At 48.1% G+C, this 15,753-nt stretch carries 15 protein-coding genes and 1 other annotated feature; all 15 genes read right to left on the reverse strand.

Translation table 11 applies throughout. The annotated features are described in order from the left end of the window. A partial coding sequence (locus LLG09_05615; GenBank protein MCE5196589.1) for a GTP-binding protein occupies window positions 1-141 on the reverse strand: 141 nt, incomplete at its 3' end. Window positions 142-170: 29 nt separating this feature from the next. Further along, complete coding sequence (gene fusA / locus LLG09_05620; protein ID MCE5196590.1) at window positions 171-2,249, reverse strand: elongation factor G; 2,079 nt, start codon at window positions 2,247-2,249, stop codon at window positions 171-173. Between the two features lie 47 nt (window positions 2,250-2,296). Beyond that, the gene (gene rpsG / locus LLG09_05625; GenBank protein ID MCE5196591.1) at window positions 2,297-2,767 is read right to left on the reverse strand and encodes a 30S ribosomal protein S7; all 471 of its coding nucleotides are present in this window, start codon (window positions 2,765-2,767) and stop codon (window positions 2,297-2,299) included. Window positions 2,768-2,816: 49 nt separating this feature from the next. Next, window positions 2,817-3,191: a 30S ribosomal protein S12 gene (gene rpsL, locus LLG09_05630; GenBank protein ID MCE5196592.1), complete on the reverse strand. Its 375-nt coding sequence runs from the start codon at window positions 3,189-3,191 to the stop codon at window positions 2,817-2,819. Window positions 3,192-3,272: 81 nt separating this feature from the next. Next, entirely contained in the window at window positions 3,273-3,536 is a 264-nt protein-coding gene (locus tag LLG09_05635; protein MCE5196593.1) for a ribosomal L7Ae/L30e/S12e/Gadd45 family protein, read from the reverse strand. A 143-nt stretch (window positions 3,537-3,679) separates the two neighbouring features. Beyond that, window positions 3,680-7,477, reverse strand: a complete 3,798-nt coding sequence (rpoC, locus tag LLG09_05640; GenBank protein MCE5196594.1) for a DNA-directed RNA polymerase subunit beta' — start codon at window positions 7,475-7,477, stop codon at window positions 3,680-3,682. A gap of 57 nt (window positions 7,478-7,534) precedes the next feature. Beyond that, window positions 7,535-11,446 carry a DNA-directed RNA polymerase subunit beta gene (gene rpoB, locus LLG09_05645; protein MCE5196595.1) on the reverse strand — a complete coding sequence of 1,304 codons (3,912 nt, stop codon included), beginning with the start codon at window positions 11,444-11,446 and terminating at the stop codon, window positions 7,535-7,537. A gap of 471 nt (window positions 11,447-11,917) precedes the next feature. Then, on the reverse strand, window positions 11,918-12,292 hold the full coding sequence (gene rplL, locus LLG09_05650; GenBank protein MCE5196596.1) for a 50S ribosomal protein L7/L12: 375 nt from the start codon (window positions 12,290-12,292) through the stop codon (window positions 11,918-11,920). 51 nt (window positions 12,293-12,343) lie between these two features. Continuing rightward, window positions 12,344-12,880, reverse strand: coding sequence for a 50S ribosomal protein L10 (rplJ, locus tag LLG09_05655; protein MCE5196597.1), 537 nt, complete (start codon window positions 12,878-12,880; stop codon window positions 12,344-12,346). A 101-nt stretch (window positions 12,881-12,981) separates the two neighbouring features. After that, window positions 12,982-13,107, reverse strand: a sequence feature (ribosomal protein L10 leader region). Between the two features lie 27 nt (window positions 13,108-13,134). Next, window positions 13,135-13,848: a 50S ribosomal protein L1 gene (gene rplA / locus LLG09_05660; protein MCE5196598.1), complete on the reverse strand. Its 714-nt coding sequence runs from the start codon at window positions 13,846-13,848 to the stop codon at window positions 13,135-13,137. 75 nt (window positions 13,849-13,923) lie between these two features. Beyond that, window positions 13,924-14,349, reverse strand: coding sequence for a 50S ribosomal protein L11 (gene rplK / locus LLG09_05665; protein ID MCE5196599.1), 426 nt, complete (start codon window positions 14,347-14,349; stop codon window positions 13,924-13,926). A 91-nt stretch (window positions 14,350-14,440) separates the two neighbouring features. Next, window positions 14,441-14,977, reverse strand: a complete 537-nt coding sequence (gene nusG, locus LLG09_05670; protein MCE5196600.1) for a transcription termination/antitermination protein NusG — start codon at window positions 14,975-14,977, stop codon at window positions 14,441-14,443. 34 nt (window positions 14,978-15,011) lie between these two features. Further along, the gene (secE, locus tag LLG09_05675) at window positions 15,012-15,221 is read right to left on the reverse strand and encodes a preprotein translocase subunit SecE (protein MCE5196601.1); all 210 of its coding nucleotides are present in this window, start codon (window positions 15,219-15,221) and stop codon (window positions 15,012-15,014) included. A gap of 12 nt (window positions 15,222-15,233) precedes the next feature. Next, a complete protein-coding gene (gene rpmG / locus LLG09_05680; protein MCE5196602.1) occupies window positions 15,234-15,383 on the reverse strand; it encodes a 50S ribosomal protein L33 in 150 nt (49 codons plus the stop codon). 294 nt (window positions 15,384-15,677) lie between these two features. Next, a partial coding sequence (locus LLG09_05685) for a hypothetical protein (protein ID MCE5196603.1) occupies window positions 15,678-15,753 on the reverse strand: 76 nt, incomplete at its 5' end.

A 15,753-nucleotide genomic window follows, 5' to 3' on the forward strand; every position in this document is an offset into this window, starting at 1 on the left:
ATAATTCATGACTGTTGCACCACCTACGGTGGAAAGCACTTTGGTTATGGCTGCCGTCAATGTTGTTTTGCCATGATCAATGTGACCAATCGTTCCGATATTTACATGGGTCTTCGTACGTTCATATTTCTTTTTGGCCAATTCAACGTTCCTCCTTAACTGTTGCGAAGCTATACGCCTCTTGTTTTTTGTATAATACCTTCCGAAACACTCTTCGGCACTTCGGCATAATGACTGGGCTCCATGGAATAGATTGCACGCCCCTGTGTACTGGAGCGCAGCACAGTCGCGTAACCAAACATCGAAGCAAGCGGCACATGAGCATGAACTACCTGCACACCCGGTCTGGCTTCAATTCCTTCAATATGACCACGGCGGCTATTGATATCACCGATCACATCGCCCAGAAAGTTCTCGGGAACAACAACTTCCACTTTCATAATCGGTTCCAGTAAAACCGGTCCTGCTTTTTCGGCAGTATTCTTGAAGGCCATGGAACCGGCGATTTTAAACGCCATTTCCGAGGAATCCACTTCATGATACGAACCATCCAGCAAAGTTGCCCGAATGTCGATCACCGGGTAACCGGCTAAAATACCATTGCTCATCGCTTCTTTGATACCGTTGTCAATCGGGTTAATAAATTCTTTGGGAACTGATCCGCCAACCGTTTTATTGACAAATTCATACCCGGATCCCGCTTCCAACGGTTCCAATTGAATCACTGCATGACCATACTGACCATGGCCGCCGGTTTGACGCACAAACTTGCCCTCGCCTTTGGCCAGACGGGAAATCGTCTCGCGATAAGCAACCATGGGACTTCCTACATTGGCATCGACATTGAATTCGCGTCTCAGGCGGTCCACAACGATCTCCAAATGCAGTTCGCCCATGCCGGCAATAATGGTTTGGCCGGTATCCGGTTCGGTATAAGCACGCAGGCTGGGATCTTCCTCGGTTAAACGATTGAGGGCCAAGCCTAATTTCTCCTGATCGGCCTTCGTTTTCGGTTCAATAGCCTGATTGATGACCGGTTCCGGGAAGTTCATCGACTCCAGTACAATCGGGTGCTTTTCATCACACAGCGTGTCACCGGTATAGGTATCCTTTAGACCGACGATTGCGCAGATATCACCCGCGCAGGCATCCGTCATATCTTCCCGGTGGTTGGCATGCATTCTTAAAACACGGCCGATCCTTTCTCTTTTTCCCTGGGAGGAGTTATAGACATAAGAACCGGCACTGATTTTGCCGGAATAGACGCGCACAAAAGCAAGTTTCCCGACGAAAGGATCCGCGGCAATTTTAAAAGCCAGCGCGGCCAGCGGTTCGTCATCGCCAAACTTACGGATTGTTTCTTCATCGGTATCCAGATCAATTCCTCTGACTTCACCGATGTCTTTGGGTGACGGCAAGTAATCCACAATGCCGTCCAGTAAAAGTTGAACACCTTTGTTGCGATACGAGCTCCCGCAGAACACCGGGAAAAACTTGACGGAGATCGTTGCTTTACGAATCGCCGCTTTGATCTCCGCAATACTGGGTTCCTCGTTTTCCAACAATTTTGTCAATATATCATCATCAAATTCGGAAATTGTTTCCAGCAGCTCCGCTCTGGCGGTTTGTGCCGCTTCCAGCATATCGGCAGGAATTTCACGCAGTTGGATGTCTTTGCCTTCATGATCCATATAATAAAAGGCTTTCTGTTCTACGAGATCGATGATACCGATGAAAGTATCTTCCTGCCCGATCGGCAGCTGAACCGGCATGGCTTTCGCTCCGAGCCGTTCCCGCATCATTTCAATCACATGCTGAAAATCGGCACCGGTGATATCCATTTTGTTCACATAAGCAATCCTAGGCACATTGTACCGATCAGCCTGATGCCAAACCGTTTCCGATTGGGGTTCGACTCCTCCCTTAGCACAGAAGACCGCTACAGCGCCATCAAGGACTCTAAGCGAACGCTCGACTTCTACGGTAAAGTCAACGTGCCCTGGTGTGTCGATAATATTGATCGAACAATCATGCCATTGACAAGTCGTAGCTGCCGAAGTGATTGTAATCCCGCGTTCTGCTTCCTGGACCATCCAATCCATCGTGGCTGCACCGTCATGCACTTCGCCCATCCGATGCACACGGCCCGTATAATATAGGATACGTTCCGTTGTGGTAGTTTTACCTGCATCAATATGAGCCATAATCCCGATATTTCTTACTTTTTCTAATGGTATCGTTCTTGGCACGCGTTTTTCCTCCTTTCGCTTAAATCCTTTCGGCGATTATTCTTTTCTTACCAGCGATAATGTGCAAAAGCCTTGTTGGCTTCGGCCATTTTATGAGTATCTTCACGTTTTTTGACAGCGTTGCCGACATTGTTGGCAGCATCCATAAATTCACCGGCAAGTTTCTCTTCCATGGTGCGTTCGTTGCGTTTGCGCGCATAGTCGATCAACCAGCGAATTCCTAACGTGCGGCGGCGATCGGGAGCCACTTCAATTGGAACCTGATAAGTGGCACCACCAACCCGGCGCGCTTTTACTTCCAATACAGGCATGATGTTCTTCAAAGCGTTATCAACAACTTCCATAGGATCTTTGTTGGTTTTGGTTTGAATGATATTGCATGCGTTGTAGAAGATCGATTGTGCGACACCACGTTTGCCATCCATCATGATTTTATTAATGACGCGGGTAACCAGAACACTGTTATAAACCGGATCCGGCAGTACTTCCCGTTTTGGCACTGGACCTTTTCTTGGCACGGTTCTTCCTCCTCACAATTGCATAGTAGGGCAGATACTTTAGTTTCAGTTATTTTTTGGGACGTTTAGCGCCATATTTTGAGCGGCTCTGCAGGCGTTTTTGGACGCCGGCGGTATCCAGCGCGCCGCGTATGATATGATAACGGACACCAGGCAAATCTTTCACACGGCCTCCGCGCACCAATACTACGCTGTGCTCCTGCAAATTGTGACCGACACCCGGAATGTACGCGGTAACCTCAATTCCGTTGGTAAGACGCACACGGGCAACCTTACGCAAAGCGGAGTTCGGCTTCTTCGGGGTCGTTGTACGGACCACTGTGCAAACACCGCGCCTTTGAGGGCAGCTGTCCAGCGCCGGTGATTTTGACTTGTATTCTACTTTCACGCGGCCTTTACGGACCAGTTGGTTGATTGTTGGCATATATCTACACCACCCTTCTTTGTCGTTTTGTTTTAATTGGCTTCCAGTTGGCTGATTCAATTCCTTAATGTTCAGTGTGAATTAATTTAGGTCTGCATCTCTGATGATCCCTGCCGCGGCAGCTCCGATACGAATTCCGCAAGCCTTCCCCAGGGTGAGCATACTCTCAACCATCAGATAAGGAATTGCTTTCTCATCACAAAGCTGCTGTAAAGGTTTGATTACATGGTCCTCCGCATCACTGGCCAGAAAAACGCTTGCAACCCGTCCCGAGCAAACTCCTTTCATGGTTTGTTTCGAACCGATCGTTTTCCGTTTAGCCTGCTTCAACAGCTCCAATGTCATCTAACCACTCCTTTTTGGGCATAGTTATCCATTTCAGAAACAGCAACTCTAAAATTATACATCTTTCGGAGAGCCGCTGTCAATCAATTGTGCAATGTTTTTAATTATTACATAATCTATCTATGGAAAGAGGCACGACCTTGTCAGGGATCAATCTCATCCGATACCGACTTGCTGAGGAATTCCGCGTCGGGATCTTCCAGCAAAACGTCGCGGTAAATCGGCATACCGGTTCCGGCCGGAATCAATTTACCGATAATTACGTTTTCTTTTAAGCCAAGCAAGGGGTCGCTCTTCCCTTTGATCGCAGCTTCCGTCAAGACTCTGGTCGTCTCCTGGAAAGAAGCGGCCGACAGGAAGGAATCCGTTGCCAGGGATGCTTTGGTAATTCCCAATAAAACTGGATTAGCCACCGCTGGTTCCAATCCTGCCGCGAAGGCATTGGCATTGGCATCTTCAAAATCAAAGATGTCGATGATGCCATTGGTCAGCAAATCGGTATCGCCGGCTTCTTCCACCCGAACCTTGCGCAGCATCTGCCGGACAATGACTTCAATATGTTTATCGTTGATTTCCACACCCTGGTTACGATAGACCTTCTGGATTTCCTGCACCATATAATTCTGCACAGCATTGACGCCTTTAAAGGTCAGTAAATCGTGAGGATTCAAACTGCCGGAAGTAAGCGGATCACCGATGTTCACCAAATCATTGTCTTTCACCAGCAAATTAACACCGAAAGGCGCCGCATAAGCATGCGCTTCGCCGTCATCGGCCGTGACTTCGATTTCGCGTTTCCCTTTATTTTCGATAATTTTCACCTTACCGGCAATCACTGTCATGCTGGCCTGGCCTTTGGGCTTACGCGCCTCAAAAACCTCTTCCACACGCGGTAAGCCTTGCGTAATGTCTTCACTGCTGGCTACACCGCCTGTATGGAAGGTCCGCATGGTCAGCTGTGTTCCCGGTTCGCCGATGGATTGCGCCGCAATGATGCCCACCGCTTCGCCCACATCGACCATCCGGCCATTTGACATATTGCGGCCATAACATTTCACACAGACACCATGACGGGTCGCGCAGGTCAGGACAGAACGGCAAAGCACTTTGCTAATCAGCGGTTCACTTAAAGCGTCACCGCTTTTTACTTTCATCTGATCAACGGCAGCCGGCTTCTGCACCTGCCCATCCGGTTTCAGATAGAGGTAATAAATATGTTCCACTCCGACATCATCGGTTACCACCACACTGTTGTTCACGATCCGCGCCATACCGCTGACTTTGCTCCTGATGATCCCATAGGCACAGATTTCTTTGGCGATATCCGCCGTGATCGCTTCGCCGCTCCGCACAAAAAGCAGCTGATTCTCTTCATCTATTGTGCCGTGCAGCTGTGCTGTCGCTTCTGAAATCAGCTCACCCGTGTCGGCAGCAACCAGTTCGGGAACCGCAATATCAATGGAAGCGTAGCGCCCGACCAAACGTTCTTCCAACTTCTCGATCAATTGGCGTCCGTCACGGATCTCAACCATTTCAATCCCATTGGTCGTACCGCAGTCATCTTCACGGATGATCACATCCTGAGAAACGTCGACCAGACGTCTGGTCAGATAGCCGGAGTCAGCGGTTCGCAGTGCGGTATCCGCCAAACCTTTTCTTGTGCCATGGGTCGAAATGAAGTATTCCAGTACGGAAAGTCCTTCCCGGAAATTCGATTTGATCGGCAAGTCGATGATACGTCCGGTTGGATCTGTCATCAATCCGCGCATACCAGCCAACTGACCCAGCTGAGACATATTCGCTCTGGCTTTCGAAGTCGCCATCATATAAATCGGGTTGAATTTATCCATAGAACCTTCCAGTTTAGATTGAACTTCCTTGGTAGCCGCGCTCCAAAGCGCAACCACTTTATCATAGCGTTCTTTTTCGCTGATATGACCGCGCGCAAAATAGCGTTCTACTTTTTCCACTTCTTTTTCCGTGCGTTCCAGAATTTCTGTCTTTTCTTTCGGCACGGCCACATCCTGCAAACCGATACTGATGCCGCCGCGGGTGGCATAATTGAAGGCCAGGTTTTTGATGTCATTGATGACTTCCGCTGTACCGGCATTGCCATGAATCTGGTAAACACGCCAGACCACTTCAGCCAAAGTACCTTTATCGATCGGGAAATCCACTTCCAGATTACAGGCAGTCTCCGGATTGGTCCGATCAACAAAACCAAGATCCTGCGGTATTTTTTCGTTGAGGATCATCCGCCCTATCGTGGTAGGAATGATTTTCGTCACCGGCGTGCCATCCGCCATCGTCACACGGCGGCGCACCCTGATTGGCGCCTGCAAATGCAGAACGCCGGTTTGATACGCCATTAAAGCTTCTTCATAATTGATAAATAGTTTGCCGCTGCCGATCGCGCCATCGCGTATGATGGTCAGATAATAGCTGCCCAGAATCATATCCTGCTGCGGTGTGATTTCCGGTTTGCCATCTTTGGGGTTCAGGATATTATTGGTAGACATCATCAGAAAGCGAGCTTCCGCCTGTGCTTCCGGAGAAAGCGGCACATGCACAGCCATTTGATCGCCGTCGAAGTCGGCATTGAAACCATGACAAACCAGAGGGTGCAGCTTGATGGCGCGCCCTTCGACCAAAATCGGTTCAAACGCCTGGATACCAAGGCGATGCAAAGTGGGAGCACGGTTCAGCATCACCGGATGACCTTTGATGACTTCCTCCAGGACATCCCAGACTTCGTCACTGACGCGTTCCACTTTCCGTTTGGCTGATTTGATATTATGCGCCAAGCCTTTTTGCACTAAAACTTTCATTACAAAAGGCTTAAACAGCTCCAAAGCCATTTCTTTCGGTAAGCCGCATTGATACATTTTCAGTTCCGGTCCAACCACGATCACAGAACGCCCGGAATAATCAACGCGTTTACCCAATAAATTCTGGCGGAAACGCCCCTGCTTTCCCTTCAGCATTTCGCTCAGGGATTTTAGCGGCCGGTTTCCGGCGCCTGTCACCGGCCGACCGCGCCGGCCGTTATCAATCAAAGCATCAACGGCTTCCTGCAGCATACGCTTCTCATTCCGAACGATGATATCAGGGGCACCCAACTCGAGTAATTTTTTTAAACGATTGTTGCGATTGATCACACGGCGGTAGAGATCATTCAGATCCGAGGTAGCAAATCTGCCGCCGTCCAACTGTACCATCGGACGCAATTCGGGAGGAATCACCGGCACCGCATCCATCACCATCCATTCCGGACGGTTACCGGATTTACGAAACGCTTCCGCTGCCTCCAAACGACGGCTGGCGCGCGTTTTGCGCTGACCGGATGTCGTCTTGATCTCATCGCGCAATGTGGTGCAAAGATCTTCCAGATTCACTTTTTCCAACAATTCCCGCACCGATTCCGCGCCCATGCCGGCTCTGAATCCGGCTGAACCATACTTGTCCCGCGCTTCACGATACTGTGCTTCATTGAGGATTTCTTTCTCCGTCAGATCGGTCCCGTTGCCGGGGTCCAAAACAATATAGGCGGCAAAATAGAGCACTTTTTCTAAGATGCGGGGAGACATATCCAAAATCAAACCCATACGGCTTGGAATTCCTTTAAAGAACCAAATATGTGAGACGGGTGCCGCCAATTCAATATGACCCATCCGTTCACGGCGAACCTTTGCGCGGGTCACTTCCACACCGCAGCGATCACAAACAATGCCTTTATAGCGGATTCTCTTATACTTACCGCAGTAGCATTCCCAATCTTTGGTAGGGCCAAAAATCTTTTCGCAAAACAACCCGTCTTTTTCCGGTTTTAAAGTACGGTAATTGATCGTCTCCGGCTTTTTTACCTCACCGCGCGACCATTTGCGAATCTGCTCTGAGGAAGCAAGTCCAATTTTCATGGAAGCAATGTTGACATCCAGCATGAGCATTATCTCCCTTCTATAGTACAGCCGGTTGTGCACAGGCAAGACAAATTAACATCATTTCGGATTCTCATCTTCTTCTTCGTCTTCTTCCTCTTCGGAATCGAGAAGATCTTCATCCAGGAGTTCGTCTTCCAGTTTAGAAGCAACCAGTTTCGCCAATTGTGCCAATTTTGCATCGTCAATAATCAGTTCTTTCTTTGCTGTTCCCTCATGCCGGCCAATTTCTTCCGTTGAGTCAAGCATCGGATAATCCAAAGGTAAATCTTCATTATCCAATTGATCCTCCGGTTCTTCCATGCCATCCGGCAGCAAGTCTGCTTCCGGAACCTCAATGTTGAGATCCAGCTCGCGGGCGGTTTCGCCGATGTCATCATCCGTTTCGCGGATGATGATTTCATTGTTGTCAGCAGAGTAAACTTTCACATCCAGGCACAAACTCTGCAACTCCTTGATTAAAACTTTAAACGATTCGGGGATACCCGGTTCCGGAACATTCTCGCCTTTGACAATCGCTTCATATGTTTTAACCCGGCCGATCACATCGTCTGATTTCACCGTCAGTAATTCCTGCAGGGTATAGGCAGCACCGTAAGCTTCCAGGGCCCAAACTTCCATCTCTCCGAAACGCTGTCCGCCAAATTGAGCTTTCCCACCCAAAGGCTGTTGGGTAACCAGCGAATAAGGTCCGGTTGAGCGGGCGTGGATCTTATCATCAACCAAATGAAACAGCTTCATCATATAGACATAGCCAACCGTTACACGGTTTTCAAAGGGGTCGCCGGTGCGGCCGTCATACAAGACGCTTTTGCCGTCCTCTTCCATTTCTGCTTGTCTTAAGGCGTCCACCACATCCTGCTCATCAGCTCCGTCGAAAACAGGGGTCGCAATGTGCATCTTTAATTTCTGCGCGGCGGCGCCGATGTGAACTTCCATGATTTGTCCGATATTCATTCGGGATGGAACACCCAAAGGGTTCAGCACAATTTGGATTGGGGTGCCGTCCGGCAGGTAAGGCATATCTTCTTCCGCCATAATTCGGGAGACCACACCTTTGTTGCCATGGCGTCCGGCCATTTTATCTCCAACGCTGATTTTACGCTTTTGTGCGACATAAACACGGACCAATTCATTGACACCGGGTGATAATTCATCATTGTTCTCGCGTGAGAACACCTTAACATCCACAATTTTACCGGACTCCCCATTGGGTACACGCAGGGAGGTATCTCTGACTTCGCGGGCTTTTTCACCAAAGATCGCGCGCAGCAGACGTTCTTCCGAAGTCAGTTCGGTTTCTCCTTTGGGTGTGACCTTACCGACCAGAATGTCTCCGGAACGAACATCCGCACCGATGCGGACGATACCGCGGTCGTCCAAATCCCTCAGCTGATCTTCGCCGACATTGGGAATATCACGGGTGATTTCTTCCGGTCCGAGTTTGGTATCCCGCGCATCCGATTCGTATTCTTCAATATGTATGGAGGTGAAAATATCTTCACGCACAACTTTTTCAGATAAAAGGATCGCATCCTCATAATTGTAGCCTTCCCAAGGCATATAAGCCGCCAGAACGTTTTTACCGAGCGCCAATTCGCCGCTTTCGGTGGCAGGACCATCCGCTAAAACGTCACCTTTTTCGACAAGCTGACCTTTGTGACAGATCACGCGCTGGTTCATGCAGGTTCCCTGATTGGAGCGGGTGAACTTGGTCAGTTTGAAAGTATCTACTTCATTATCATCACCCAGGACTTTGATTTGATCGGCGGTAGCACGGATGACCACACCTTTGCGGCGGGCGATCACACAGACACCGGAGTCAATCGCGGCTTTACCTTCCATCCCGGTGCCAACAAAAGGAGCCATGGGCACGAGCAGCGGTACCGCCTGCTTTTGCATGTTGGAACCCATCAAGGCACGGGAAGCATCATCATGCTCCAGGAAGGGGACCATGGTAGTAGCCACAGAAAACAACTGTTTGGGGGATACATCCATATAATCTACCTCTTTGGGTGCCACCTGTTTGATTTCCAGGTTGCGCAGCCGCACGGTAATTTTATCCTGTGTAAAATACTGATCTGCCGTTAGAGGTGTATTGGCTTGCGTACAAATAAACTCATCTTCTTCATCGGCGGTCAGGTAATCGATCACACTGGTTACCTGCCCGGTTTCATGATTGACTCGACGGTATGGCGTTTCAATAAAACCATACTGATTAATCCGGGCATAGGTGGTCAGCGAGCCGATCAGACCGATGTTCGGACCTTCGGGAGATTCAATCGGACACATTCTGCCATAATGGCTGGCATGCACATCGCGGACTTCAAACCCAGCCCGGTCCCGGCTTAAACCACCGGGTCCAAGAGCACTTAAGCGCCGCTTATGCGCTAATTCCGCCAATGGATTGGTTTGATCCATAAACTGTGATAACTGACTGGAACCAAAAAATTCTTTGATTGATGCCACCACCGGGCGAATATTGATCAAAGCCTGCGGTGTCACCTGTTCTGTATTTTGGATCGACATACGCTCGCGAATGACACGCTCCATCCGCGCCAAACCGACCCGGAACTGATTCTGCAGCAATTCTCCGACAGAACGCAGACGGCGGTTGCCTAAATGATCGATATCATCCCGGTTGCCCAAACCATCCATAATATTCAACTGATAACTGACAGCTGCTAAAATATCCTCGACAGTCAGGTACTTTTCGCCTCTCAAATGATATTGAGCACCCAAATAAACCGTTTGAACAGCATCTTCCCTTTGAATCGTGACTTGCCTTAAACTGCCTTCCTCCACATAAGGCAGGAAAGCGGTCAAATGATTCTCATCCAGCACCTCGCCTGCGCTGGCAAGGATTTGATCATCGATCTTTACCGTCTCGGCCAGGCGTTGACCCAGGAGACGTTCCTGCCAGGTGCTGCATTGGTAACCGTTGCCAATCACCTTGATCTCATGCTCACCGTCTCCGGCAAACACATAAACTACGTTGATGCCGGCTTCCAAACATTTTTGAAAATGATCCCGGGTCAGCACTTCTCCCTGACTGACAATCACTTCCCCGGCGGAAAGCAGAAGTGCTCCCTCATCCGAATAAATATTTTGTTCGGTCACAACGGGGCGGGAAGCAACGCGTCCCAACGCCCGGCGCTGCAGAGCCAGTTTTTTATTCATTTTATAACGTCCGACCTGCATCAAATCATAGCGGCGCGGATCAAAGAAGAGTGTCCTGATTAAATTCATGGCACTGTCTTCTGTCGGCGGTTCGCCGGGACGTAACTTTTTATAAATTTCAAAAAGAGCAGTGATGCGGCTGTCCGTCGTATCTTTTTCCAATGTAATCCGCAGACGAGGATCATCATTAAAGAAATCCAAAATTTCAGCGTTTTGTGCCAGGCCCAAAACGCGCAATAAAACAGTGACAGGAAGTTTGCGGTTGCGATCTATCCGTGTATATAAAGCATTGTTCGAATCAGTCTCAAACTCAAGCCATGCTCCTCTGTTGGGGATGATCTGAGAACTGTAGACACGGTTGTTATTGGCATCAACGGTCCAGACAAAATAAGCGCCGGGAGATCTTACCAATTGGCTGACGATAACGCGTTCTGCACCGTTGATAATGAAAGTTCCCTGATCCGTCATCAGAGGAAAATCTCCCATGAAAACTTCCTGTTCTTTCACTTCGCCGGTTTGCTTATTACTGAGCATGACTCTCACACGCATTGGAGCCGCATAAGTGACATCTCGCTCTTTTGAACTGTCCACCGTATATTTCGGTTCACCCAAACGATAATCACCAAAGAAAAGGCTCAAATTGTTGGTAAAATCCTGAACCGGAGAAATATCCCGCAGTAACTCTTTCAAGCCAACATTCAGAAACCATTGGTAAGAACTCTGTTGAACCTCAATAAGATTCGGAATTGGCAGCACTTCATCAATTCTGGAGAAAGAAAAGCGCTCGCGCATCCCGGATCTGACTATCTTACCGTCCAAATTTGTCACTCCTTGTTTGGATTTCGGAAGCATCAGAGTAACTAAAAAAGCAGGTATTTATTAACTTTCATACCTGCTCACGACTCCTCGCTTATTTCATCCTCAAAATCGAAGTTCCTGTCACGGAACAAATAACATCGGTGCGGAAAGAACAATAAGTCCATCCTACACTATTGCAATTATTCATATTACCATATGATCATGCTCTTGTCAAGGGTTCCGGCAGAAAATTGCAAGTTACATTGCCCGCCATAGATTATCAGTTATAATGTAAGCTGTCATTCTATCCGGCGATTTGTAACCTAAGATCTTTCGTGGATAATGGTTCGGCCATCGGATCCGCTGCCAGCACAGCCCGTTCGGCCCGCAAACGGGCTGAACGGGCTGCCAATGGAAACGGGATATCCTGCAAACAGGATATCCCGTTATGCTGTAAATCAGCAACTATTTTAATTTGGCAACAGCGCCGGCTTCCACCAGCTTCTTGACGATTTCTTCGCCGTCGGCTTTGGAAACCTTTTCTTTTACAGCTTTGGGAGCGCCGTCAACGATGGCTTTCGACTCGGTTAAGCCAAGGCCGGTGACTTCGCGAACAACTTTAATGACATTGATCTTCTTGTCGCCAATGGTTTCGAGAATGACATCAAATTCGGTTTGTTCTTCTTCCACAGCAACAGCGGCGGCGGCTACAGGGGCAGCGGCAGCAACGGCAGGAGCGGCGGCGGAAACACCAAATTTCTCTTCCAGTGCTTTAACCAGATCGGCCAGCTCTAATACGGTCAAATTGCTAATCGCTTCAATTAATTGTTCTTTATTCATTTTCAACATCCTCCTAAATTTTTCTTATTAAAGTAAGCAGCATCCGGCAAACTAGTTGCCTGCTTCTTCTTTTTGCTGACGAATTGCTTCCAAAGCATATACCAAATTGCGGGTATTGCCTTGCAGCACAGAGTAAAATCCGGTAATCGGCGCAATGAGCGTGCCAAGGACCTGAGCAATAAGAACATTTTTATCGGGCAGGCCGGCCAGTGCTTTGATGCCTGCCGCATCAATCACTTTACCTTCCACAATACCGGCTTTGATCTCCAACGTCAGCTTGTTTTCCTTAATAAAGGCTTCCAGAACCTTAGCGGGAGAAACCGGATCGTTTAAACCAAAAAACGCTGCCGTCGTTCCTTCTAACTTGGAGTTGATGCCGGACAGACCTAGCTCGGTTGCCGCACGTCGAGTCAAGGTGTTTTTTACCACCTTCATCTCAACACCGGCTTCCCGGCATTTTCGGCGCAGTCTGGTTACCGTGGCAACATTCATACCCTTATAATCCATAAAAAGCACGGAATGTGCGCTTTGCATTTTGTCTTTAATCTCAAGCACCGCCGCCATTTTCTGATCGCGAATCGTATTCATCTTACATACACCCCCCTTATTTTGCAAAATTCAGTTTAACAATAGCAAACGCAATGGAAAGCGGCTGAACAGCCTCGGTCTCCGAGTTGCTCGTCATCATTCCTGCTATCAAAAAAGCGGCATCCGCAGACAGACGGACACCGCTTATGATCAGCGACATTTCCGACCTCGGCAGGATATTTAAACAAAATTGTACCTGCTGTCTACGATCTGTTACTTATTCTAATTGCTATGCTCGCTTTTGTCAAGACAAATTAGACTTGAGGCAAGAGTTTTCCTGTAGCATGCAGGGGATTTACATGGATGCCAGGGCCCATCGTGGTTGTGATGGTAACGGATTTAATATATTGACCTTTTGCGGTTGCAGGCCGCGCTTTCACCAAAGCATCCATTAAAGCCTCCATGTTCGTTGCCAGTTGAGCAACCGTAAAATTGGCTTTGCCGATCGGTGCATGTACAACACCGGCTTTATCTACACGGTATTCCGCTTTACCGGATTTGATCTCAGCTATTGCTTTTGCAATATCCATGCTGACGGTGCCGGTCTTGGGATTTGGCATTAAACCGCGCGGGCCAAGCACACGGCCCAGACGGCCAACCAAGCCCATGACATCCGGTGTGGCAACCGCTACATCGAAATCCGACCAGCCGGCTTGGATTTTTGCAACCAATTCTTCGGCGCCAACCACATCGGCACCGGCTTCTTCTGCTTCTTTTGCTTTATCGCCTTTGGCAAAAGCGATAACGCGCACAGTCTTGCCTAAACCAGCGGGCATGACTGCCGCACCGCGGACATTCTGGTCGGCATGTTTGGGATTCACACCCAAAACAACCGCGATATCCACCGTTTCAACGAATTTAGTGGTGCTGATCTTGCCGATCAGTTCCAATGCTTCCAATGGTTCGTATTGTTTGCTGCGATCCACCAATTTTGCTGCTTCAGCAAATCTTTTTCCGTGTTTGGACATTTATTTTTCCTCCTTTGTGGTCATGCGGGGGATTACCCCTCCCACCGGCTGCGAGTAGTGTCGGATCTTGGTGAATTACACTTCGATCTCAATCCCCATACTGCGGGCAGTACCCTCAACCATGCGCATTGCGGCTTCTAAAGAAGCGGCATTTAAATCGGGCAGCTTCATTTGGGCGATTTCACGGACTTTATCCTTTGAAATCTTGCCCACTTTTTTCGAGTTGGGCGTTCCGGACGCGGTATCGATATTGCACGCCTTTTTCAGCAATACTGCTGCCGGCGGTGTCTTCAATACAAACGTGAAGGAACGATCCTGATATACGGAAATCTCAACAGGAATTACCAAACCAATCTGAGCAGCGGTTTTTTCATTGAATTCTTTCAGGAACGCCATCATATTGATACCAGCCTGACCGAGGGTAGGTCCCACGGGGGGTGCCGGTGTCGCTTTTGCGGCAGGTAATTGCAGTTTAACAACCTTAACGAGTTTCTTTGCCATGTTTACTCCACCTCCTTTTTATATAATTTCTTCTGTCACAGCATTTTTATATTGCAACAAAAGCAACGCAAGACGAGACTTTCTTGCGTTTCTATGCTTTTTTCACGTCGGTCAGAGCCAGTTCCGTAGGAACCTCCCGACCGAAGCCGAAAACAGAAAGCAAAACTTTCAAATACTGTTGTTCCAAATCAATTTCGAGAATCGTACCGTTTTTACCGGCAAAGGGGCCTTCGATTACTTCCACTTTGTCTCCGACTGCCAAATCAATATGGACAATATGCTCCGCATTTTGGCTTTGACGGCCGATAATCCGATCCACTTCCTCTGTCTCCATGGGAATTGGTTTGTTGTTGTCACTGCTGATGAAGCCGGTTACGCCGGGCGTATTCCGAACAACATACCAGGAATCATCCGTATAAATCATCTCAACCAAAACATAACCGGGATATAATTTTCGTTTGGTCAATTTCTTTTTGGAATCTTTGATTTCCACCTCATCATCGGTAGGAACTTCAACCCGAAAGATTTTGTCCTGCATTTCCATTGTTTCTACTCTTTTCTCCAGGTTGTCTTTGACCTTATTCTCATAACCTGAATAGGTATGAACAATGTACCATTCTCTCTTCATTACGCAGTCTCACCTCTTCCCTTCCCGGCAGACATTATATAATGAAAGACATCAACGTGCTGAAGATTGAGTCAATCAACCAAATCAAAAGAGAAACAAAGCACGTAAAAACAGCGACCAGAACAGAATAAACAACCGTTTCTTTTTTACCCGGCCACTGCACTTTGCGCAGCTCACTGCGGACATCACGGAAAAACGTTGTAATCCCTTTACCCCAACCTTTAATTCTGTCCACAAACTTCATCTCATCACCTCACTAGCGCGTTTCGCGATGCAAAGTGTGAGTTTTGCAGAATTTGCAGTATTTTTTTAATTCCAGACGCTCGGTGTTTTTCTTTTTGTTTTTTTCTGTCCGGTAATTTCTCTGCTTACATTCTGTGCAAGCTAAACTGATTCCGACTCTCATGAATCAAGCACCTCCTAAGCGATTAACACAAGTCAATTTCTGCTTGTATCTATGACTGAATTAGAATAACACAAACCAAGCCTTACTGTCAATGAATTTAATAAATAAACTTAACGTCGTTTTTAAACGTTTAAAGCCGAAAATGGCTCAGGTATTTTAAGCTTAAAGCACATTCAAATAGCATTTTCTTTTTTTTAGCCTTCTCTTATTTCCGGGAAATAAGAGAAGGCAGACATGCCTTGCTTCTTCGGCGGCTTGTCTGCCTTTCAGGTTTTCCTTAAAGAATCGTTTCTTCTAGGCTTCTTTGATTTCGGTGACGACACCGGCGCCAACCGTGCGGCCGCCTTCGCGAATTGCGAAACGCAATTCT

The organism is Negativicutes bacterium (assembly GCA_021372785.1).
In the GTDB taxonomy this organism is placed as follows: Bacteria; Bacillota; JAAYKD01; order JAAYKD01; family JAAYKD01; genus JAJFTT01.

Bases quoted from the DNA above. Each gene is read 5' to 3' on its own strand.
- rpsL (MCE5196592.1), bottom strand. From the start codon at position 3,191: ATGCCAACAATCAACCAACTGGTCCGTAAAGGCCGCGTGAAAGTAGAA.
- LLG09_05635 (MCE5196593.1), bottom strand. From the start codon at position 3,536: ATGACATTGGAGCTGTTGAAGCAGGCTAAACGGAAAACGATCGGTTCG.
- rpoC (MCE5196594.1), bottom strand. From the start codon at position 7,477: ATGCTGGATGTCAACATTGCTTCCATGAAAATTGGACTTGCTTCCTCA.
- rpoB (MCE5196595.1), bottom strand. From the start codon at position 11,446: ATGCGCGAGCGCTTTTCTTTCTCCAGAATTGATGAAGTGCTGCCAATT.
- rplL (MCE5196596.1), bottom strand. From the start codon at position 12,292: ATGAATAAAGAACAATTAATTGAAGCGATTAGCAATTTGACCGTATTA.
- rplJ (MCE5196597.1), bottom strand. From the start codon at position 12,880: ATGAATACGATTCGCGATCAGAAAATGGCGGCGGTGCTTGAGATTAAA.
- rplA (MCE5196598.1), bottom strand. From the start codon at position 13,848: ATGTCCAAACACGGAAAAAGATTTGCTGAAGCAGCAAAATTGGTGGAT.
- rplK (MCE5196599.1), bottom strand. From the start codon at position 14,349: ATGGCAAAGAAACTCGTTAAGGTTGTTAAACTGCAATTACCTGCCGCA.
- nusG (MCE5196600.1), bottom strand. From the start codon at position 14,977: ATGAAGAGAGAATGGTACATTGTTCATACCTATTCAGGTTATGAGAAT.
- secE (MCE5196601.1), bottom strand. From the start codon at position 15,221: ATGAAGTTTGTGGACAGAATTAAAGGTTGGGGTAAAGGGATTACAACG.
- rpmG (MCE5196602.1), bottom strand. From the start codon at position 15,383: ATGAGAGTCGGAATCAGTTTAGCTTGCACAGAATGTAAGCAGAGAAAT.